At 45.2% G+C, this 22,354-nt stretch carries 18 protein-coding genes; 17 read left to right on the top strand and 1 reads right to left on the bottom strand.

The genetic code is table 11. The features are described 5' to 3' along the window. The first annotated feature begins 16 nt into the window (after window positions 1-16). The 4 genes from ACDJ58_RS19610 to ACDJ58_RS19595 all read left to right on the top strand — a co-directional run bounded on the left by ACDJ58_RS19610 (window position 17) and on the right by ACDJ58_RS19595 (window position 4,724). A complete protein-coding gene (locus ACDJ58_RS19610; RefSeq protein ID WP_413372502.1) occupies window positions 17-1,414 on the top strand; it encodes a glycosyltransferase family 2 protein in 1,398 nt (465 codons plus the stop codon). A 68-nt stretch (window positions 1,415-1,482) separates the two neighbouring features. Then, window positions 1,483-2,286 carry a response regulator gene (locus tag ACDJ58_RS19605; protein ID WP_413372500.1) on the top strand — a complete coding sequence of 268 codons (804 nt, stop codon included), beginning with the start codon at window positions 1,483-1,485 and terminating at the stop codon, window positions 2,284-2,286. A 138-nt stretch (window positions 2,287-2,424) separates the two neighbouring features. Continuing rightward, the gene (locus tag ACDJ58_RS19600; RefSeq protein ID WP_413372498.1) at window positions 2,425-3,792 is read left to right on the top strand and encodes a nucleotide sugar dehydrogenase; all 1,368 of its coding nucleotides are present in this window, start codon (window positions 2,425-2,427) and stop codon (window positions 3,790-3,792) included. A 32-nt stretch (window positions 3,793-3,824) separates the two neighbouring features. Then, on the top strand, window positions 3,825-4,724 hold the full coding sequence (locus tag ACDJ58_RS19595; protein ID WP_413372497.1) for a hypothetical protein: 900 nt from the start codon (window positions 3,825-3,827) through the stop codon (window positions 4,722-4,724). Window positions 4,725-4,838: 114 nt separating this feature from the next. On the opposite strand, the gene ACDJ58_RS19590 is transcribed toward ACDJ58_RS19595, so the two are convergent. Next, window positions 4,839-5,711: an AraC family transcriptional regulator gene (locus ACDJ58_RS19590; RefSeq protein ID WP_413372495.1), complete on the bottom strand. Its 873-nt coding sequence runs from the start codon at window positions 5,709-5,711 to the stop codon at window positions 4,839-4,841. Between the two features lie 464 nt (window positions 5,712-6,175). On the opposite strand from ACDJ58_RS19590, the gene ACDJ58_RS19585 reads away from it, so the two are divergent. The 13 genes from ACDJ58_RS19585 (at window position 6,176) to cdiI (ending at window position 21,815) form a co-directional block, all read left to right on the top strand. Beyond that, a complete protein-coding gene (locus tag ACDJ58_RS19585) occupies window positions 6,176-7,357 on the top strand; it encodes an LLM class flavin-dependent oxidoreductase (protein ID WP_413379744.1) in 1,182 nt (393 codons plus the stop codon). A gap of 252 nt (window positions 7,358-7,609) precedes the next feature. Further along, entirely contained in the window at window positions 7,610-8,884 is a 1,275-nt protein-coding gene (locus tag ACDJ58_RS19580) for an ABC transporter substrate-binding protein (protein ID WP_413372494.1), read from the top strand. A 3-nt stretch (window positions 8,885-8,887) separates the two neighbouring features. Beyond that, window positions 8,888-9,760, top strand: a complete 873-nt coding sequence (locus ACDJ58_RS19575) for a carbohydrate ABC transporter permease (protein ID WP_175480658.1) — start codon at window positions 8,888-8,890, stop codon at window positions 9,758-9,760. 49 nt (window positions 9,761-9,809) lie between these two features. Then, window positions 9,810-10,625 (top strand): carbohydrate ABC transporter permease, encoded by an 816-nt coding sequence (locus ACDJ58_RS19570; RefSeq protein WP_109998601.1) that lies wholly within the window; start codon window positions 9,810-9,812, stop codon window positions 10,623-10,625. A 114-nt stretch (window positions 10,626-10,739) separates the two neighbouring features. Continuing rightward, entirely contained in the window at window positions 10,740-11,957 is a 1,218-nt protein-coding gene (locus ACDJ58_RS19565) for an MFS transporter (RefSeq protein WP_063565627.1), read from the top strand. Window positions 11,958-12,715: 758 nt separating this feature from the next. Further along, window positions 12,716-13,303 (top strand): cell wall hydrolase, encoded by a 588-nt coding sequence (locus ACDJ58_RS19560; RefSeq protein WP_064640754.1) that lies wholly within the window; start codon window positions 12,716-12,718, stop codon window positions 13,301-13,303. A 752-nt stretch (window positions 13,304-14,055) separates the two neighbouring features. Next, window positions 14,056-15,519 (top strand): AraC family transcriptional regulator, encoded by a 1,464-nt coding sequence (locus tag ACDJ58_RS19555; RefSeq protein WP_413372491.1) that lies wholly within the window; start codon window positions 14,056-14,058, stop codon window positions 15,517-15,519. A 551-nt stretch (window positions 15,520-16,070) separates the two neighbouring features. Further along, window positions 16,071-16,949 carry a prohibitin family protein gene (locus ACDJ58_RS19550; RefSeq protein WP_083584859.1) on the top strand — a complete coding sequence of 293 codons (879 nt, stop codon included), beginning with the start codon at window positions 16,071-16,073 and terminating at the stop codon, window positions 16,947-16,949. 216 nt (window positions 16,950-17,165) lie between these two features. Beyond that, a complete protein-coding gene (gene yaaA, locus ACDJ58_RS19545; RefSeq protein ID WP_413372489.1) occupies window positions 17,166-17,918 on the top strand; it encodes a peroxide stress protein YaaA in 753 nt (250 codons plus the stop codon). Window positions 17,919-18,177: 259 nt separating this feature from the next. Then, entirely contained in the window at window positions 18,178-19,266 is a 1,089-nt protein-coding gene (locus ACDJ58_RS19540) for a DUF1648 domain-containing protein (RefSeq protein WP_413372488.1), read from the top strand. 335 nt (window positions 19,267-19,601) lie between these two features. Continuing rightward, window positions 19,602-20,900 carry a WXG100 family type VII secretion target gene (locus ACDJ58_RS19535; RefSeq protein ID WP_413372487.1) on the top strand — a complete coding sequence of 433 codons (1,299 nt, stop codon included), beginning with the start codon at window positions 19,602-19,604 and terminating at the stop codon, window positions 20,898-20,900. A gap of 3 nt (window positions 20,901-20,903) precedes the next feature. Further along, window positions 20,904-21,389, top strand: coding sequence for a hypothetical protein (locus tag ACDJ58_RS19530; RefSeq protein ID WP_413372485.1), 486 nt, complete (start codon window positions 20,904-20,906; stop codon window positions 21,387-21,389). Window positions 21,390-21,521: 132 nt separating this feature from the next. Then, on the top strand, window positions 21,522-21,815 hold the full coding sequence (cdiI, locus tag ACDJ58_RS19525; RefSeq protein ID WP_413372483.1) for a ribonuclease toxin immunity protein CdiI: 294 nt from the start codon (window positions 21,522-21,524) through the stop codon (window positions 21,813-21,815). Window positions 21,816-22,354 lie beyond the last annotated feature (539 nt).

Raw genomic sequence — 22,354 nt, 5'->3', positions numbered from 1 at the left:
ACTATTAATCTACGGCATGGTCGCAATCTATTATGTCGTCGCCGTAAATACGCTTTACTTTTCCATTTTGGCCTTATCATTCCGTAACATTTGGACGATCTTCAGGCGATCGCATTATTCCAAATACAATACGTTGTCAGGCTCGGAGTTGGTACCATCGGTTTCCTTGCTGGTGCCCGCATATAACGAGGAACTGACGATTATTGAAAATGTGAACTGCCTGATGACGTTGAATTATCCAACGTATGAAGTCATCGTGGTGAATGATGGTTCGAGCGATACCACCTTAAAGGTGTTGCTGAAAGAATATCGTCTGAAGCTGGTACCCAACACGAAGATTCGTGGCAAGATTTCCTGTCAGAAAATTCGCGGGATCTACCACAATCCGGAATTCCCCGACCTGTATGTCATTGACAAGGAAAACGGTGGGAAGGCCGATTCCCTTAATGCCGGAATCAACCTGTCTCATTATCCGTTGATTTCTTCCATTGATGCCGACTCTTTGCTGGAGAAAGATGCCCTGATTCGTATGGCTCGCATGTATATGGAGAATCCGGAAGAGACGGTTGCTATTGGTGGGGATGTACGGATAGCCAACGGCTGCAAAATCGAGAATGGGGCAGTGCAGGACGTTTCACTGCCTCGCAAGATTTGGCCTATGTTCCAGTCCATCGAGTATCTTAAAGCCTTTCTCGGCGGACGGATCGGTTGGAGTCATATGAATGGTCTGATCATCGTTTCGGGTGCCTTCGGCATGTTCCGCAAGGATGCGGTTATTGCGGTTGGGGGATACCGGGACGGTTATCCAGGTGAAGACATGAACATTATTATCAAGCTTCACCGTTATATGCTGGAAAATAAATTGAAATACCGTGTAGCCTTCTGTCCTGAAGCTGTGTGCTGGACACAGGCGCCGGATTCCTACCGGATCTTGTCCAGTCAGCGCAAGCGCTGGGGACGTGGAAATCTGAAGAACATGCTCGAGAACCGCGGCATGTTGTTCAACCCGAAATATAAAGTCATGGGCATGCTGACCATGCCGTACAACATCCTTTTTGAAGCGCTGAACCCGTATTTCCGAATTACCGGACTTCTCGCTCTCACGGGATATGTACTGATGGATATGACCCAGTGGCCGATACTTGTGCTCTTTGGATCGCTCAACATTGTGAGTGGTTATCTGCTCAGTGTGGGAGCCCTTGTGCTCGAGGAAATTGCATTTAAGCGGTATAACAAGCTGTCCGATCTGGTCAAAATGCTGTTCTACTCCGCTCTGAAATTCGTCGGCTATCATCAGCTCGGCGTGCTGTGGAGATTGCAGGGGCATATCCAGTTCATGCAAAACAACAACTCATGGGGTACCATGACACGCCAGAGCTGGTCCGAGGAAGAGAAGACAAGCGAGGCGGCCTAAGCACAGCGTAATCAAAGTAATACAGCAGAAACAATATAGATAACCGAGGGAGAAGGGTGGAAAAGAACATGCCAAATACGGCGACATTGCAGCGTGAGGCTGCCGTTAATGTGTACCGCAGTGTAGAACAGGGATTGAAAGAAACGGGTGCCGAAACATGCGGCTTAATGTTCATCCATTGTGCAGGGCAGTCTCAGCCGGAGCAGCAGGTCAGGACACATCTGGAGCAGACCAGCGAGTCTGCCTTCCAGGTCTGGGAGGATGGAGCCACACAGGCAATTGCTGTCCTGCTGCCAGGGTTGACACTGGATGAGGTTCATTATGAGGGGCTTCGCATCAAGCATGAATTGCAGGAGACGGTACCTGGTGCCGATCCACAAATCACGCTGGCAAGTTTCCCGGCAGGTGAGCGTCCTTCAAAGGCAACCATTCAACATATGGCTGAGTCCGCCAAGCTGGTAGACCCGTCGGAAATTCATATCTACACGCTGGACCAGACGGCAGACGAGCCGGAACGAATTTTGATTGTGGATAACGATCCGACGGTACGCGAGTTTCTGCAATTGCGTCTGAAGATGCAGGGGTACGAAACCTATGAAGCGGTGGATGGACTGGCTGCACTGGAACTGATTGAGAAAATTACACCTGACCTGGTGCTGACCGAATTGAATCTGTATGGCATTGATGGCCTGCCGTTCATTCAACATATCCAGAACCTGGATGTGGCACAACCGCCCAAAATCGTCGTATTGACGGAACAGCGTGTGGAACAGACAATCAGCCAATGCTTCCGCAGCGGGGTCGATGATTATATGACCAAACCGTTCTCACCTGTGGAGCTGGATGCCCGAATCAGGCGTTGTCTGCATTAAACACAACCACATAGCAAAGCCAAGAGAAACAGATAGACTTCATTAATTTTTATCAGCCAAACAAGTACATTTACAGACAAACATCTATCAAATGGATTCGTCAATCAACCAAACAAATACACTGTTGGAGGGAATATCATGGAGAATCAACAATTCCACACATTACTGAATGCTATTGAAAATAAAGAAGCGGTGCTCGGCGTGGTCGGGCTCGGTTACGTAGGATTACCACTTGCGGTGGAAATGGTCAATCAGGGTTTCACGGTAATCGGGATTGATCTGGATGCATCCAAAGTGGAGAGCATTTATCAGGGAGATTCCTATATTCACGATATTTCGTCCGAGGAATTGAAAAAAGTGATGCAAAGCGGCCGCTTCCAGCCTACAACGGATTACAGTATGCTGCGCGTGATCGACGCGTTGAGCATCTGCGTACCTACACCGCTCAGTGAAAATCAGGACCCGGATACGTCTTATATCGAGACGGTTGTGGATCAGATTAAACTGCACATGAAACCAGGCATGCTGATTACGCTGGAGAGCACCACTTATCCGGGTACAACCGAAGAACTGATCCAGGATGAGTTGGACAAGATCGGACATGAAGCAGGCAAAGACTACTTCCTGTGCTTCTCGCCTGAACGTGTGGACCCGTCCAACGGACGATTCACTACTTTTAATACACCAAAAGTAATCGGGGGAACAACTGAAGCTTGCCTCAAACTGGGAACAGCGTTGTATAGCAAATACGTTGAAACAGTTGTACCTGTATCTTCGCCAAAAGTGGCTGAAATGTCCAAACTGCTGGAAAATACGTTCCGCAGCGTAAACATTGCCTTTGTTAATGAAATGGCAATGATGTGTGACCGTATGGGCATCGATATCTGGGAAGTTATCGACGCAGCTGCGACGAAGCCGTTTGGCTTCATGCCTTTCTATCCGGGCCCTGGCATCGGTGGTCACTGCATCCCGCTTGATCCGATGTACCTGTCCTGGAAGGCTAAAGGATTCCGTTTCTACAGCAAGTTCATTGAGCTGGCGCAATCCACCAATGACAATATGCCATATTATGTACTGAACAAAACATCGACCATCCTGAACGAGTACGCGAAATCGGTACGTAAATCCAACATTCTGTTGCTTGGTATGTCGTACAAGCCAAATATTGCCGATTTACGTGAATCTCCAGGACTGGAAATCTATGAACAGTTCAAGGAAGGTGGAGCCAATGTCAGCTATTATGATCCACATGCTGAATCATTCCTGGACAAGCATGGCGAGACGGTATATAGCGAAGTGTTCAACTTGGAACAGTTCAAGAAGTACGACTGCATCGTGCTGATCACCAACCACAGCGATTTGCCTTACTTTGATATTGCCGAGATGGGTGTGCCGATTCTGGATACACGTAATGCGTTCAAAACGTATAAACATCCGCATATTTACAAGATTGGTCATTCGGTACAGCACCCTGTGCTTGAGCCAAGTGAAGCGTTGCTCGTCTGAGGAATATAACGAACAAGTGGGGCAAACTGTCGGTGAAGGCAAAATGGGCCATCTTGGCCCTGCTGTTCTGCCTGCTTCTTCTGCCCTGGCTACTCAAATGGTTTTCACATGAGGAACACAAAGCGACCTGGCTGTGGGACGCTTCCATTATTGCAGAGCAGACGCCTGAGATTATTTCCTTCTCCAAAGCACAGGGCGTGGATACCATTTTCCTGCAAATTCAGGATGAGGTACCCGATACGACATACCGCAAATTCATCGCGGCTGCGCGGCAGGCTGAGATCGAAGTACATGCCCTTAACGGTCATGCAGACTGGGCCTATACGGAGAAGCGGGAAGAGGGACTTGCGTTTATTGAAAAAGTACGAGCATATAATACAGCTTCGGCCAAAAATGAACGCTTTGAGGGAATTCAGCTGGATGTTGAGCCTTATCAGCTAAAACGCTGGGAGAACGAGCAGAATAGCGTTATTGCGGAGTGGAGCGACAACATGAAGGCGTGGACCAAAGCTGGTGATGATGCCGGACTCTACATGAGCGCCGCGATCCCTTTCTGGCTGGATGCACGCGAGTCGGCAGAAGGCGGAGGAACACTCAGCCGCTGGGTGATTGATCACTTTGATGCGGTAGCCATTATGGCCTATCGGGATAGTGGTCAGCAGATGTATGATCTGTCCAAGGAAGAGCTGGACGAAGCGGATGAGCTTGGCAAGAAGGTATGGGTTGGAGCCGAACTGGCCGATACGCTTGAGGGCGATCATCTAACCTTTTTCAGCAAATCCATTACTAACATGGACGAAGAAATGAAGAAGGTGTTTGATCTCGGCGCTTCTCATTCCTCTTTTGCAGGTGTGGCGGTGCATCATTATGAAGCATGGTATGCAAAGGAAAACGGAATTCCGCTGGCTCGAAAGAGCGAGGAGAAGAAGTAGCGGATGTATGTAGTTTATAGAAAGATCGTTGTAAGTTGTAAGCAGGAAAAGGCAAGTCTCCGGTCAAGGAGACTTGCCTTTTTTGCTATTCATAGCGTGCAGCTTGGCGATAAATCAGCTTTTATTGTTCTCGGCCGTTCGATATCGGTTGGGTGGCAGACCCACCTGCTTTTTGAACGCTTTGGAGAAGGAGAACAGGTCGGGGTAACCCACGGAATGCGCTACTTCAGTTAACGTTAATGGGGTCTGAACGAGCAGCCGTTTGGCCTGATTCATTTTGAGACGTTGAATATACTGGACAGGAGACAGGCCGTAGGCTTTGCGGAATTGTTTGGCAAAATGGGTCCGATCCACGCCTGCGTGTGAAGATACACCTTCCACAGTAATGCCGCCAGCAAAGTGAATATCCATATACTCCTTGCCCTTTTGCAGCCATGGTGTGGCAGAGTCTGGTTGAAGCACTCGGGTAGCGGGCGATTTGGCAATCCGGTCAAACAATCCGAGAAAACGGGTAAGTCGTCCCAGGTCGCTTGCGCCTCCCTGAGGTTTGCGAACCTCTTCCATAAAAGCACGCATGCCACTTGCCGTCTCCGGCGTGAGTACACCTGAACGATGCGGCGCGTCCGGGGTAAGCCCGATTCGTGCCAAAAGTTCAGCTGCATGTTTTCCATCAAAGGCAATGAAAATTTTGTGCAAAGATTCCTTCGGGTCAGACCAGTACTCATGGGTAACCTGTGGATACAGGCAGAAAGCATCACGGGCACGCAGGGAATAACAATGTCCGTTCTGGATGAAAGTTCCCTCGCCCTCCAGAACAAAAATCAAATAATGAAAAGGCGTAGTTCGAGGGCCAATATGATAATTGCTCTTGGCTATATTACGGCCAATTCGAATCGGCCATGCTCCACCGGCTTTCTCGAATTCAGACGGAGTAAAAAAAATAATATCCAAAAACTCGTGGTGGTCCTCCTTCATGCTCTCGATCATCAGGAACACCTCTTTAATATAAGTATAGTGTGTAATCTCTGAAAGTTTTCTTATAACCTATTATACAGGTGGGTTTTGTTAATATTCAAGATCGAGAAGACCTATTCCTGTGAATTCACCACAAAATGACAAAATAAAATGGCCGCGAAATGACATTGATCACAGACAGATCAATTGTTATGATGTCCATACCTATTAAACCAAGTTAATTAATCGGCATTTGGAAGTGTTCATACTTATAAATTCAACTTTAAGAATTACACGGCAACGTAGGGGACAGAAAAGACCTGAAGAAGCGAAGCGTGCGCCTTTGTCACCGGATTTTCCCTTGAAAAGGGAATTAAAAGAAATCTGGGGACAAGAGTGATCGAAAGGTTTTCTGTAACCGAAGTGCTTGAGTGGAACTATTCATTAGATCAATTTATGACCAGAAGGGAATGATTTGCGTGAGCGAACAGGAAGAGATGAAGTTTGGTTGGTTTTTGCCTACAGCAGGAGACGGAAAATATGTAGGGGTTGCCCCGGAGCGGGAACCGAGCCTGGATTATTTGATTCAAGTGGCGCAGACAGCGGAGACGGCAGGTTTTGAATTTGTATTGATTCCGACAGGGGGAGCCTGTCTGGATGCGTGGGTTGTGGGTTCGGCTGTCATGAGTCACACGAAAACACTGCGTCCACTTGTAGCCATTCGTCCAGGTCTGGTCACTCCTGTATTGGCGGCACGTATGGGAGCTGCACTAGATCAACTGTCTGGCGGTCGTGCCATGATCAATGTGGTGACAGGCAGTTCGGTTCGGGATTTGGAGGAACTGGGAGATCCACTGGCTCATGCCCATGATGAACGTTATGAACGGGCGAGCGAGTACATGGAAGTGATGAAACGCTCATGGACCCAATCGACCGGGCTTAATCTGACCGAGTTTGCCGGAAGCGGTGCTCAGTCGAATCAGGAAGCATCCGAAGACAATTCGGAGTTTAACGGTAAGTATTACAATTTCAAAGGTCCGGTAGGTATGCCTGAAACGGTGCAAAATCCGTATCCGCCGTTCTACTTGGGTGGCAGTTCACCGATTGCAAAACGGGTAGCTGTTGAACACGCAGATACATTCCTCATGTGGGGAGAGCCGCATGACTGGATTCAGGAGCAGATCGAAGAAATTGAAGTCATTCGCGAACAGATCAAAGAGGAAACGGGACAAGATCGCCAGTTGCGTTACGGCATGCGGGCACAGGTACTCATTCGGGATACGGAAGAAGAAGCATGGGCGGCGGCTTGGGAGATTATTAGCAAAGTACCACCTGAAGCAATCGAGAAAGCCAAGGCAATCTTTGCGGAGACGGATGCGACCAACCAACGCAGACAGAATGAGCTGCGGGAATTATCCGAGAAGCAGCAGTTCGTCGTAGGTCCCAACCTGTGGACAGGTTTGTCTGTTGTACGTTCCGGCGGAGCGATTCTCATTGTCGGTACAGCGGAACAGGTTGCAGAACGATTGATGGAATATGGTGATCTGGGCGTGACCACATTTATATTGTCGGGATATCCTCATTTGGAAGAAGCCGAAATTTTCGGCCGGACCGTGATGCCCATCATTCGCGAAAAATGGAGCACCAGACAGAAACAGCATTCAGTTACCACCAATTAAGTGAGGTACCCCTTTTTTTACACTTTAACGGAGAGAGCAGAACCGATCTGAAGAAGCGAAGCTAAAAGCTTTCTGAAAGAAAGCTACTTCGTAAGCATCATCTCGCCTTTATCACCGGATTTTCCCATTTGAAAGGAATAATTCAAAAAATCCGGGGATAACAGCGATCGGAAGATGGTACTGCACTCGGAGTGCCCAGTTTAAAAACATTCGTGCAACTCACATTAATCATCCTTCAGGAGGTCTTCTTTCATGAGAAAAAAACAAAAATATATCCTGCCCCTTGTCAGCATGCTGGTGATGTCCATCCTGCTGTCTGCCTGCGGCGGAGAGGATAACGCGGCATCAGGAGGGGACGACTCCTCTGGTCCGGGCAAAGTAACAATCAGCTTCATGCACTGGCGTGGAGAGGATGTGGAAGCACTGAACAAGACGATTGATGCGTTTGAAAAGGAAAATCCGAACATCCATGTGGAAATGCAGACTCTTCCTTCGGACCAATATCAATCCACTGTACAATCCAAAATCAGTGATGGTTCGGTAGGGGATGTATTTGCTTCCTTCCCTGGTGCACAGTTCGAAGCCTTCGCCAAAGCCGGATTGTTTACGGATCTGACTGGATCGTCGTTTCTGTCGGCCTACAATCCAAAGCTGATTGAAGCAGGCCAGCACGATGGCAAGCAATATGCAATTCCGTATCAACTCGTATACAACGATCCAATCTACAATGTGAAGCTATTTGAAAAATACGGACTGACCCCGCCGACGGATTGGGAAGGCTTCCTGGCGCTTTGCCAGACACTGAAAGACAACGGCATTATTCCGATTGCATTTGCTGGAGCGGACATTGGTCCGGGCCAATTCATGAATACCATGGTGATGAACAATGCACCGAGTGACGACATTTTTACCAAAGTGGAAGCCGGAGAAGCCAAACTGACAGATGAGTTTTGGGTGAAAACATTAACTCAGATCAAAGAACTGAACGACAAAGGATACTTCCAGCAGGACGCACTGGGAACGAAAGACCCGGCAGCGGGAGCACTCTTTATCCAGGAGAAAGCAGCCATGCTGGCAAGCGGATCGTATCAGTTGGCACAGAACAAGCTGCAAAATCCGAATCTGGAGCAGAAGCTACTTGCACCCATTACCGTAAGTGCAGATCAGGCGAAGTATGAAGGTGTTCATACCACGACATTTATGCTTGCGGTGAACAGCAAGTCCAAACACCCGGAAGAAGCGAAGAAGTTCATCGAATTCCTGAGCAGTCCGGAAGTGGCTGGCGAGTATGCCAACCAGACGGGACAGAATGTAACTGTGAATGATGTGAAGTACGATACACCTGAGCTCCAGGTTGCCGGAGATTGGGCGAGCAAAAAGACCGTGTTCCAGCCACGGTTCACCATCCTGAACGGAGATAATCAGAAGGCCGTAACCAACTCTATTCAGGCTGTACTGAGCGGCACTTCTCCTGAAGAGGCAGCGCAGCAGGCACAGGCGATCATTGATCAGCATATTGGGAAATAAACGATGAAAAATCGTATTCAGCTATCCCTGTTTTTGTTACCCGGGTTGCTGCTGTACGTTGCACTGTTCGTATTTCCTACATTGACGGGGCTGTTCTACTCCTTTACGGATTGGGACGGGGTATCCCCGTCGTATGCATTTGTAGGGCTGGATAATTACAAGGACAGTCTCAGCAGCATCGTATTTCGCAAAGCCTTTGGCAACAACGTTGAGTTCATGTTGACGGTTGTTATTGCGCAAACCTTTATTTCACTTGTTCTGGCGCTGCTCCTGGTACGCAACACAAAGACACGCATCGCGCTCCGGGCGCTGTATTTTCTGCCTGCGATTCTGTCCTCCGTATCGGTGGGTCTGATCTGGGCATTTATGTATGATCCTTCAATCGGGCTCATTAACTATGGATTGAATGAGGCCGGTATGGGAAGCATTGCCCACAACTGGATTGGTGATCCGAAGATCGCAATCTACTCGATTGCCGCGGTACAAGTCTGGGCACATGCCGGGCAGATGATGATCGTGTTTATCGCAGGTCTGCAAGGCATTCCAGCGGAGCTGTATGAAGCAGCACGTATGGATGGCGGCAGCAAATGGCAGGTATTCCGTACCGTGACCTGGCCGCTGCTTGCACCTTCGGCAACGATTGTCGTGGCCTATACCACGATTCAATCCTTCAAGGCATTTGATCTTATTTTCACCATGACGGACGGAGGTCCGAACTATGCTACTGAAATTTTGACGACATACATCTATCATACCGCCTTTGGCAGCTACTCATTTGGCCTCGCTTCTGCGGGTTCGATGATTTTCCTGGTTCTGCTCGCTTTGCTGACGTTATTGCAGTTCAAAGCGCTGCGTGCTGACCGGGTAAGCTATTGATATTGTTGCTGGAGCATTTATCCTGCACAAGAGGCAGAAGGGAGTTCACATGTTTCTAAAGTGGTTCAACCGCCTAATTTTATTGGTGTACGCGCTGCTAATTATCGTGCCGTTGTACTTTGTATTTGTGTCATCGTTCAAAACGAGCAGCAATTTCTTCATCAGTCCATTTAGCTGGCCGGACCCGTTTACATGGGACAATCTAACTGGCATGTTCCGCAACCAGCCGATGTGGCAGTATTTCGGGAACAGTCTGGTCGTAACGCTGGGTACGGTTGCGATTGAGTTATTGCTCAGCAGCATGATTGCTTATGCCATTGTTCGCTGGGGTGGCAGCGTGGGTAAAATTGTGTTTGCTTTGTTCGTTGCAGGTCTGATCGTTCCTTCCCAAGTGAGCATGCTGCCGATCTATTCCCTGACACGTACGCTCGGATGGTCGGACAGTCTGACAGGACTCATTGTAGTATCAGCCGCGATGTTAATGCCGGTCTCCGTATTTATGCTGACAGGCTTCATGCGTATGCTGAATGCCGAAATACTGGAAGCGGGCAGTATGGATGGAGCAAGCGAGTGGAGGCTCTACACACGAATTGCGTTGCCGCTGGCTGCACCTTCTCTGGCAGCTACAGCTACGTTCCTGCTCGTAATGGTGTGGAATGATCTGCTCATTCCGATGCTGATGCTGAGCAGTAAGTCCAAGCTGACATTACCACTCGCACTCATGCAGTTCCGCGGGGAATACGTGACTAACTATCCGATGATGCTCACGGGTGTGCTGGTAACAGCCATTCCGATGATCGTGCTGTTCATTCTGCTCCAGCGTTATTTTGTCGCAGGTCTGACAGCGGGTTCACTCAAGGGGTAAGGTATGGGAAGAAGATCAACGGATATGCGTATTTTACATTGATTTCTGGATCATTCTGCATAATAATGGTTTAGTGTCAGAATGACTACATAGAGATCAAGGGAGCTATAAGACATGAGCAAACTGGAAGTATTGCGGAATCCCAAGCAGCGCAAGCTGCTGTTCAGTGCCGGCATGAGCTGGCTGTTTGATGCAATGGAAGTCGGCATGATTTCCTTCATCGTGGCTGCACTCGCCAAGGAATGGAGTCTCAGCCCTGGACAAGTCGGGGTGCTTACGAGTATCAACTCCATCGGTATGGCGCTCGGTGCATTGCTTGCGGGGGCACTTGCGGACCGTTTCGGCCGAAAGGCCATTTTGATGTGGACCCTACTGATCTTTACGATTGCGAGCGGTCTATCAGCCTTGGCCACCGGATTCGCTGTATTGTGTGTACTGCGTCTGATTGCAGGTATCGGCCTCGGCGGAGAGCTGCCCGTTGCATCTACGTTGGTATCGGAGTCCATGCCTACGGCAGAACGTGGACGTGCAGTTGTACTGCTGGAGAGCTTCTGGGCAGGTGGCTGGATTGTATCGGCACTCATTGCCAACTTTGTTATCCCGGAATATGGCTGGAGAATTGCTTTTGCCATTGGTGCCGTTCCGGCGTTCTACGCGCTTTATCTGCGCCGTGCTATTCAGGACCCGCCTCGTTACAAGAACAATACCAAGATTAAGAAAATCACGTTCCGCGAAAAGGTTGCGACGGTATGGTCAGCACCTCATCGCCGTACAACGTTGATGCTCTGGATCTTGTGGTTTACCGTCATTTTCTCTTATTATGGTATGTTCCTGTGGTTGCCGTCGGTTGTTATGGCAAAAGGCTTTACGCTGGTCAAAAGCTTCCAGTACGTGCTGATTATGACGATCGCACAGCTGCCAGGTTACTTCACAGCGGCGTACTTTATTGAGCGGTTTGGGCGCAAATTTGTACTTGTCGTTTATCTTACATTGACAGCAGTAAGTGCGATAGCTTTTGGACTGGCAACAACAGAAGCGACGATCCTGACCGCAGGTATCTGTCTTTCCTTCTTCAATCTGGGGGCTTGGGGCGGTCTGTATGCGTATAGTCCGGAATTGTACCCCACTTCCGTTCGTTCAACAGGTGTGGGTCTTGCTACATCGGTAGGCCGGATTGGGGGCGTGCTTGCTCCATTAATGGTTGGTATGCTGGTTCAGCGTGAAGTCGCAATCAGCCTAATTTTCACGATTTTCTTCGTGACCATCCTCATTGGCGCTGCGGCTGTGCTGTTCCTGGGCCGGGAAACCAAGGGTCTGGAACTGGCCGAATAAATGTCAATAAATACAACGCAACTTTTGTGCGGGTCTGCCTGCCTACGACTATAACGGTGGGGATAAGCGGCAGAAGGTTGATACAAGAAGAGGCATGACTATGGCGTGACCATGGGCTCATGCCTCTTTTTGCTGTGTTTCGAGTGGATTTTCGCCTGCGCCATCGGTCCGATAGACGTCACTTTTTCTATATCCTATAATGACACTCGGGATGTCCAACCGTGAGGATTCAGGGGGAAGAAGTGGGATCTGGATTCAGAAAAGTGGAGGTTAATGGAATGATGAAGAACAATATTGAAATGGATCAAACGTGTGAAATGATTGAAAAGAATATGATGAACGAGAAGAATAAAATGAATGAAAAGCAAATGATAAGTGGACATAATAGCGTGTGTGAGTGTGAACTGATACGTGTGATTGAGAATGTCGGTATGAATGTGATGTACAGCTATAATGGCAACGATAGGATGAGTGAGATAAACGGGAGATTTGATGTGATTGAGCTTACTCCAGTTAAAGAGATGAGAGAAATGAAACAGATGAAGATGACGAGCTATATCTACAGCCTTGATGAAGAGTTTAGATTAGATAGCGGGGATGAGAGGTTTAATCTGCATGATTTGCACACAAGCACTGACCACATGGAACCTATTACCGTCAGTCGGAAAGTCACCCATCGCAGGGGGAAAAAGGCTGGCAAAAGAGCAGGACGAGTCAGTGTGCTTCTCGGTGCCTTTGCGATGGCTCTGGGACTGACAATGGCAGCTCCTTCTGCCGGAGCACAGAAATTGGAGCAGGGCGTTCGCGGTGAACATGTACTGCAATTGCAGGAGCAATTAAACGAACTGGGGTATTTCAAAGCTGGATTGACCGGATATTACGGTTCTATTACCAAAGGCGCTGTCCGTAAGTTCCAGCAGGCTCAGGGGCTGAGTGCGGATGGGATTGCAGGTCCAGCAACACTGAACAGACTGAACAAGAAGGCTGCTGCCCAAGGTAACACGCTGCGCCAGTTGGCAAAGCTGATTCATGGGGAAGCGCGTGGAGAATCCTTCGAAGGACAGGTTGCTGTAGGCGCGGTCGTCTTGAATCGAGTGCATTCCAATGCATTCCCGTCATCGATCCCGAAAGTGATTTTCCAAAAAGGGCAGTTCACGGCCATAGACGATGGACAGTTTAATACAAAGCCAACCCAGACTTCCTATCAGGCAGCTCGTAAAGCTTTGAATGGCACTGATCCGACACACGGAGCACTCTATTATTACAATCCGAAGATTGCGACATCGTTGTGGAGCAAGAGCAGACCAACGTTGCTGACGATTGGGCAGCATGATTTTACGCGGTGAGTTAGGTTAAGAGATATAAGTAATAATTAAAATAATGGTGAACCCCGGTTGTGCACTGCTGAATGCAGACGTGCTGCCGGGGTTCTGTTGGTTCTTAGGGAGTTACGGGGATTTTCTCCTTGCCTTTAAGTCATTGACAATGATTATCGTTATCGAATATCATCAAGTGAATTACAAAGGGATTTATTACTGAATATTAGGTTCAGTATGCGGTCAAACGGGGGAGAAAAATAGTGAACTGGGAAGAGTATATTCAAATGTGGGACCATTCATCGATTCAGCTGGTGGATATTCGCCAAATTGTAATAAGTAGCGGGGGAAAGCAGCAATATCATCTCCCAGTCAGTGGTTTTATATATATCGTGCAAGGACAAGGCTCTCTTTGGTTGGATGAGGATATACATATATTTAAACGGTTTTATCTACTGCATGCAGGAAAGGGAAGCAGGATCAGGTTTGAGGTTGGACAAGATGAGGTCACGTACTATTACATTTTATATAGAGGTAGTATGTCCCCCAAAGCTAGCAAAGAAATCCAGAAGAACTATCTCATGAACAACCCTTTTCAGCTACCCTATGCTTACCAGCCTCTTGCTCCGGTTAATCTGTACCGTCATGTCGATTCGATGTATGAGGAATGGAACCGAAGACAGATTTTTGAACGTTTTCATGTGAAAATCTGTTTTTACCAGTTCGTATATACACTTGTCCAGCAACTGAAGCTTCAAGGAGTTACTTCAAAGGAAAAGGATATGGTAGAACAGATCATCCAGTATATTCACGAACATTTCAATGATTCTATTTCTCTTGAGTCCTTGGCAGAACAATGGAATTACAGCATTCAATATTTATCGAAACAGTTCAAACTCCGTACGGGGAGAAGCCCTATCGAATATGTGATTCAGGCGCGGATGGCTAAAGCAAAAGAATTAATGATTCGGACAGATGCCACTGCACAGGAGATTGCTTCAAGTGTGGGATATAGTGATGTTTTTTATTTTACACGTCTGTTCAAGAAGCAGGTCGGGATGACGCCAGGGCAATATAAAAAGAAAATGAAGGAGAGCTTAGGTGATTCAGATAGTCCATGGGAAGGGTTCGTATCCTCTATGGGCAAACATTCTTCTACTTGTTATGTTATTGATGATAATCATTATCAATACAAAACAGAAGGGGATAGACAGATGTACAAAGGAACAAGATCGAAAATGGTATTAACACTTATGTTATGTTTTACATTGATGCTTGCAGCGTGCTCGAATGGGAACCCCAGTCAAAATAATACCCAGGGATCAGCAGGTGGAAATTCAAAACAGAGTGCAGAGTCTACTCAAAATATGCCTACCAATGAGGCTAAAGAAGATACGAGCATGCGGAAAGTATCAACGGTCATGGGAGAAGTTAGTGTTCCGGCACATCCCAAACGTGTTGTTGTTGACTGGGATTTAGGGCCAGTCTTGGCTGTAGGGGTAACGCCTGTTGGAGCGTCCAGTACACAAATGAACTTTGCAAAGTTTCTAAAACCTTATTTACCTGACACGGTTCAAGATATTGGTTTGGAGGGGAGCATCTCTTTAGAGAAGGTATTGGATTTGACTCCAGATATCATTATTACTTGGAATACCGCGGCCTATGAAAGTTACTCCAAAATTGCACCGACCGTCGTGTTTGAGACAAGCAAGTACTCCACGATTCAGGAAGAAATCACAGCCATGGGCGATATCCTGGGTCGACAAGAAGAAGCTAAAAAGTGGAATGAAGATTTTGAAAAACGTACGGAAGCTGCCCGCAATAAAATCAGAAATGTAATTCCTAAAGATGCAACGATCTCCATTGTGGATTATATTACTGTAGACAAATTCTTGATGGTAATTGGCAATGCAGGCGAGCGTGGGGGCAGAGCTACATACGATATTTTGGGTCTGAACCCAACGCCCAAAGTAAAAAGTGAAATCATCGACAAAAAAGAGGACCGTATTGAAGTGTCATGGGAGACTGTGAACGATTATGTAGGCGACTACGTCATTGTGCTTAAAGTTGAAGGTAAAGAGCCACCCAAGCTCCCAGTGACGTGGACATCCTTAGATGCTGTCAAAAATCATCATGTGATTGAGATTGAAATGGAGAAATATTTTGCGGCGGATTCATTCTCATCTCTTTTACAAGCAGAAGATATTGCCGACAAGATCACGAAAATGGCTGCCAGTGCTAAATGATTAAATGCTCCAATTGGATTTAGGCTTTCAATGGCAAACTTGAAACAACGCACACCGATTGAACATCAATGCCTATCGTAGCTTAACTATTTTAGTTAGAGGGTACCATCAAAGTCGCCTACATGGCGGCTTTTTTTGTGACAGTAGGACAGTCACCTACAGAGAAGAGCAAGGGCGACAACTCACTCCTGATTCATAATATCCAGATGAAATGATGATCACTTTCTTGATAGGGGTAACCGGGTAATCGACGTCTCTCACTCACCATTTTCTTCTATACTTTACCTAATGGTAGTTCAAGCACTGGATATCATTGAAACCGAATACGAATTTACAAAGTATATATAAAGGAGGATATAATTAGTTGCTATTTATAAATTTGTACTCGGTTACATCCATAGAGGGGAGGACGAATATGCCATTTATTGGGGGAATAATTTTAATCTTTATCCTAGCATTTATTCTATGGTCATTAATGTTCCCGCTATTCAATAAAATAGGTAGTAGAGTGTTGAAGAAATACAATAAATTCAAACAAGAGGAGAATGTAGATGGAAAATTCAAAGACGTTTAAAGTAGGGGCTATTGCGGTTGCAGTAGTTATTATTGTGGGAGTGTTACTGGTGACCTTTTTTTTAACACGAATTCCTAATGGATATGTTGGGGTCGTTTATTCACCAAATGGAGGCGTAAAAGATAGTACACTGAGTCAAGGGTGGAAACTAGTTGGAGCGTTTGATAAAGTAACGAAATATCCGATCCGAATTCAAACGGTTGAATACAGAGATATTCAGATTGCTACTTCTGACGGGAAAAACATCACAATCGATTTTGCATACAACTACCAAGTAGAACCAAGTAAAGTATCTTCTATATTCAATACATTTGGGCCAATTAGCATTCAAGAAATTGAGGATACATATCTCAAAACACGTTTCCGTGACGCAGCTCGTAAAGGTATTTCTAAGTTTACAGTCATTGATGTTTATGGTGAAAAGTCATCCGAAGCAGGAGTGGATGTCCAACAACGTTTTTCTGATGACGTTAAAGAGTTAGGCTTTATTGTATCCAACGTTACTGTAGGTGTTCCTCAACCTGACGCTAAGACTCAGGAGGCAATCGATAAGCGTGTCGAAGCTTCACAAGAACTGGAACGTAAAACGACTGAACTTGAGATCGCTAAGAAAGAAGCAGATCGTAAGCGCGTGGAAGCGCAAGGTAATGCAGACAAACTATTGATCGAAGCAGAAGGTCAGGCTAAAGCGAATAAAGAGCTTCAACAATCACTATCGAGTCAACTCGTTGAATATGAAACCATCAAGAAATGGGATGGAGCCCTTCCATATGTAAGTGGGTCAAATACTCCAATGATTCAATTGCCGACTACAAAAACAGAGCAAAATAGCAGCGCGGGGAGCGTATCTCCCTAATTAGCGGTTTGAAATGCACGCCTTACTTTTTCAACAATTTAATGTGTTGAATTCTAATGAACAAGCCGGTCCAATCGTGGGCTGACTTGTTCATTTTTGAGTCATTTCAAAGGCACAATGAAGGATTTAGTTAAGCCTAGATATTGGATTCACCTAGCCAATCCTGTACAATGAATAACGACAAAAACAACGGTAGATTAAGGATGGATTAGCACGATGAGAATTATCATATCACCCGCCAAAAAGATGAAGATCGATACCGATCTTATGGCTATTGCGCAGATGCCGCAATTTATAAACGAGTCAGAACAGCTGTTGAGTCTGCTTCAAAAGTTATCCTATGACGAACTCAAAGCGATGTGGAAGTGTAACGATGCAATCGCCGAACAGAACGTGGAGCGGATTCGGAATATGAATATAAAAGCAAATCTTACGCCAGCCATCTATGCCTATGAGGGCATTCAGTATCAGTATATGTCGCCAGGTGTGTTGCAAAAGGAGGAACTGGCGTATCTTCAGCAGCATTTACGCATATTATCCGGTTTTTATGGCATGTTACGGCCTTTGGATGGGGTTACACCTTATCGGTTGGAGATGCAGGGCAAGCTGCAAGGTCCAGGTTTCAAATCGCTCTATCAATTCTGGGGGAGCAAATTGGCAGATCAGCTTCAATCTGAAAGCAACTGCATCCTGAATTTAGCTTCCAAAGAGTATAGCAAAAACATCACGCCTTTTCTGAGCGAGGAAACCCGATTTATCACTTGTGTATTTGGACAAATGGTCGAGGGCAAAGTCATTGAAAAGGCAACCCGGGCCAAAATGGCTAGAGGTGAGATGGTACGATATATGGCAGAGCGGAAAATTACAGATGTGAGGGATGTCAGAAGCTTTGATCGGTTAAACTTTGGTTTTTCAGAAGAGTTATCGGATAAGAGTATGTATGTCTTCTTGTATTCAGAGGGGAAATAGCCAGTTTTACAGCGATGGATTTGATGTACATCTTGCAGTTGTCAGATGAGTAACTCTACGTAACAAAAAATCTGGATAAATTGTTAATTTCACCCCTGTAGTCACTAAAAGCGATTATAATTAAATTTATGTTCAAGTCGATTACCTATCCTAAGTTAATAGGATAATCATACGCAAAAGGCATAGTGATGATTCGCCTATGCTATAAGGGTTATAGAGTTTTCGAATACACACTTATGTATAAGAGGAGGCGAATGATATGACGATAATGCCTGTTATGGTAATGATCTTTGTATTTGTACCTACCATTGTACTCATGGTAAGCATGCCTTATTTAACAAGAGAGACGATTAGTTTTGGGGTCACCGTCAGCGCTGTACAATTCCACAGTGAGCCTCTGCGCCAGATGCGGAAGTCATATGCTAGGATTAGTGCTACCTTGCATACCATCCTATTCATTGTTTGTATCATCTGCCTAATATACGGTGATGAACATTCCAAGCAACAAAGTTGGATCATTGTCACTTATTCACTCGCCATGGTCGTAATCTCCCTAGTCATAAACATTAGCTATCATTTCAAAATGAAAAGTTTACTACCTATGCTGCCTATTGCTCCGGAACCATCGATCATGGCAGTGGACACTGAATTTCGGAAAAGAAACATTGGCTTGTCTAGTAATTGGTTCCTCATTCATTTTTTAATTATTGGTGTTAGTATTCTAACTGTGCTACGCAACTACGATCTTATTCCTGATCAGATTCCGATCCATTTCAACAGCAGTTGGAACGTAGACCGCTATGCAGCTAAATCTTATAGTTCTGTGTTTATGCCTACGATAATGCAAGTGTTCATAACACTTTTGTTCATATTTGAGAATTGGAGTATTCGCAGAGTGAAGCATCAAGTTCAACCCACTGATCCTAACCGTTCCATCAGACAAGACGTAACATTCCGCCGTACTTGGTCATATTTTATGATTACAGCAAGCTTCTTAATAGTTATCCTGTTTTCCGTCGTGCAACTAAACATGATATCTCTGCTTAACATCAATTTCGCAATCCCCATTATCCTAATCATAATAGCCTTTATCATCCTATACGCCTTCGCCTTATCGTTCTGGGCTGGTCAGGGTGGAAGCCGCTTAGAGCGATCTGCCGATTGCTCCAATGTCAGACCTGTCCATGATGATGATAAATGGCTATTAGGTATGATTTATTTCAATCGCAAAGATCCAAACCTAATGGTCGAGAAAAGGTTCGGAGTCGGCTGGGGATTAAATTTCGGTCACCCAGTAAGCTGGCTGATTTGTCTCGGAATTATAGTACTGTTAGTTGTGGTGCGGTAACAAGGCTTGGAGGTTAATAATCACCGGAGTACTAGGAGCTTCATAAACCCAGGAATGGGCCCAAGCATCATCTACGATACGATCACCGTCCAAATCAATAGCCTCAGTCCAGTTGTTTGTCATTGTATTGCCTGCGAGTGTACCGTAGTGAGAACTGTCATAACCGAAGGATCTCCATATATTTGGGATCGGAGGGATCTTATGGGACCATATTACGGATGAAAATCATTCTGAGCGTGGATTCATGAAGTGAAATCAGGAAGATAGCAGGATGTATTGTGATAATACTTCTGCTAACATAGGTTGATCATATCTTAGATGAGCGGTGAAAACGGATGAGTACAATCAAAGTTACACCTGAGCAACTACATCACGTATCCAATCAGGCGGATCGGGCGAGACAACAATTGGAGCATATCCGCAGTGAACTGACACGACAGATCATGTCTATTCAAATGATGTGGACGGGAGCGACGCAGGAGCGATTCTATTATGAGTTTGAGCAGTCGCGCCCTGTACTTGATAAAGCACTGGAAAGTATGGTGAAAACCTCTAAGGAACTGAAGGATATTGCCACGCGTTTTGAGGATGCTGATGCTCAGAAGGTTAGTCTGGGTAGTGCTGCTGGCGCTGTGGGTGTGGGAGCAATGATGAAGGCCTTGGGAAATGATGCAGGTTCGGAGGATAAAGGCTACCGGATGGCACAAGTCAATGTGTATGGGAAGCTGATGTGGATGCCTGTGAACGAGAATGGCGTTACGGATCAGGCAGCCCTGCAGGCATATAAGAAGGATCAGGGGCATTTGGATTTTAATCGGATGCAAGCTACGAATGCTGAAGCGCCAGGGGAAGATATTCATGCGATGCAGATCAAAGCCTTTGAAAATGGAATTCATCCCTTCACAGGCGAGCCTGTATCTGATAAGTATGCTCAAATCATGTTGACTTCTCTGAAGTTCAGCCAGCTATTTATGGCATTTCAGATGGTTCGCGGGAGTATGCCGGGTGGCAAAGGGCCGTTTCGCTTACCTTCTTCTCATCCAGCTGTGGCGAAGATTAAAAAGAATTTGGAAGCGGCTGAAGCGAAGAAAGCGAATGGGCAAAAGAAGGGTTCTGAGGTCACAGGGCAAGCTTCTAATAACGGTAGTATAGTTAAAGAAGGAAATAAAACGACATACACCAATCCAGTCGGTAATATGCTGCATTGGGATGATCAGCATCCCAAAAATATTAATCGAGACATTGATCAATTGTTAAACAGCAAGGACTCAGGAAAAGCAACTGAAGCTAAAGCTGCTTACGCTGTTAGAGAGAGTAAGGAAGTTACAGCGTTTAGCCAGAAAATTCAAAGGGCCGACGGCAATCCTGCGGGGGATTTTGACGTAGTAACTAAACATGAAATTATTGAAGTTAAAAAATCATTAAAAGCCGTCACAGATGTGGAACAGTTTGATAAATACGTTAATGTAAAACACCAAGATTTCTTTAACTATGATCAGAAAAAAGTTATTTTATATATTGACAAGCTGTTGACTAATCCACATCCGAATGATTTGATAAAATTGGAATTAATCAAATCTAAAGGTGTTACTGTTGTGAACTCTTTAGATGAACTCAAGGGGGTATTGAAGTAAAACATGGGGACTTCAGCTGTTATTTTAAAAAAGAAAGATAAATATTCTCCAGAGCAGCTTCTAGCTGATACTATTGTTGCAGCTTTTCATTCGGATGCAGCTCTTTATTTTTATAACAATAAGACGTATACAAATGAAGGAGAGTTCCTGTATACAACGTTGAATATTAATCATAAGTCATTTACAGGGGACAATGAATCCTCATTGATTTTCCATATTCACAGCATTAGTAGCCCAAGTACTGAATTTTATTATCACGAAGATTTAGGTTTAGATCCTAACATATCACTATGCCAAGTCGGGCACATTGAGGATATCTATGGTAATCAAGTGTTAATACTTCATTTTATTTATGAATATCTCAAGCAGAATCCTGATGATTATTTTTGGATTGCAGACAATGATTGGGTATACAGCCAGAAGGACATACAAAAACTGAAATCTTTACCGTACGACCCGGATTGGTGTTATAAAAATCCCAAAGACTAACTTCTAAATGATGACAAAGGGAACATAAAGAATGTTGATTCTGCATTTCGGATTAGTATTAAGGAAGAGATAATTGATGTACAAAATACTGACAACAAAAACTGAAATAGATAAATTAGTCGAATCTTATTTTTGGATGCATTAAAATACCTTGGAGACCATGAGAGACATGGTTGTGGTTCAGGTCCACTAGAAGTACAATTGTCATCCTATCATTTGTTAGAAGAGAAAGAGTACATTGGCGATCAGAAAGTGTGTTTTATTGGGGAGCCTCCAGTATATGATGAAGATGTAATGGCAGTCATGGAATATGATGAATTTTATAACTATTTGATGATTTACAGTGAGAAGTACGTGGAGGAGCACCCAGAAGCTAAACAGGAGATTTATAATTTATTAGATATGGTAAAAAAAGATTGGGTTTAAATTCTTAATTACTTGATTCTGAAAAATAAATCATTAGCGATGTTGTTATCCCATTCTATTTACAAATATCTGAAGTGGAATACTGACTTACTTCTGAATTGCAGACGTTGATTGGTGTACAGTTGGGGAAATATGCAAGAACTTAAATCGTTACCATATGACCCCGAGTGATGTTATAAAAATCCGAAGCTCTTTCCAAACTAAACATTGTGAGGATTGGGCTTTTATACATGTGAAAAATAAACAAAAAAGCTGAGAAGATGAAGATACTGAATAAATTATTGTTGGCTCATTGATTGTACTCCCTGAACATCCATCTAATAGATCTAGATTTACAGGAACTCTGAAGATCTAGGGAACATACAAATTCTTAACACGAGAAAAGATCCGTTATAGTGGATATCATTGAAGAACGTAGTTCGATAGGTGTATAACGATGTGATCAGATCATAGAATAAATTCTTTAAACGAATATAATTATGCTTCAGAAAATTTTTTGTTGATTTTTATAGTTCTAAAAACCTATGATTTGAGTAAAT

Origin of the sequence: Paenibacillus taichungensis, assembly GCF_047302525.1 — a bacterium.
In the GTDB taxonomy this organism is placed as follows: Bacteria; Bacillota; Bacilli; order Paenibacillales; family Paenibacillaceae; genus Paenibacillus; species Paenibacillus taichungensis_B.
Note: the sequence above shows the minus strand (reverse complement) of the source record. Positions and strands in the feature narration are given on the sequence as shown.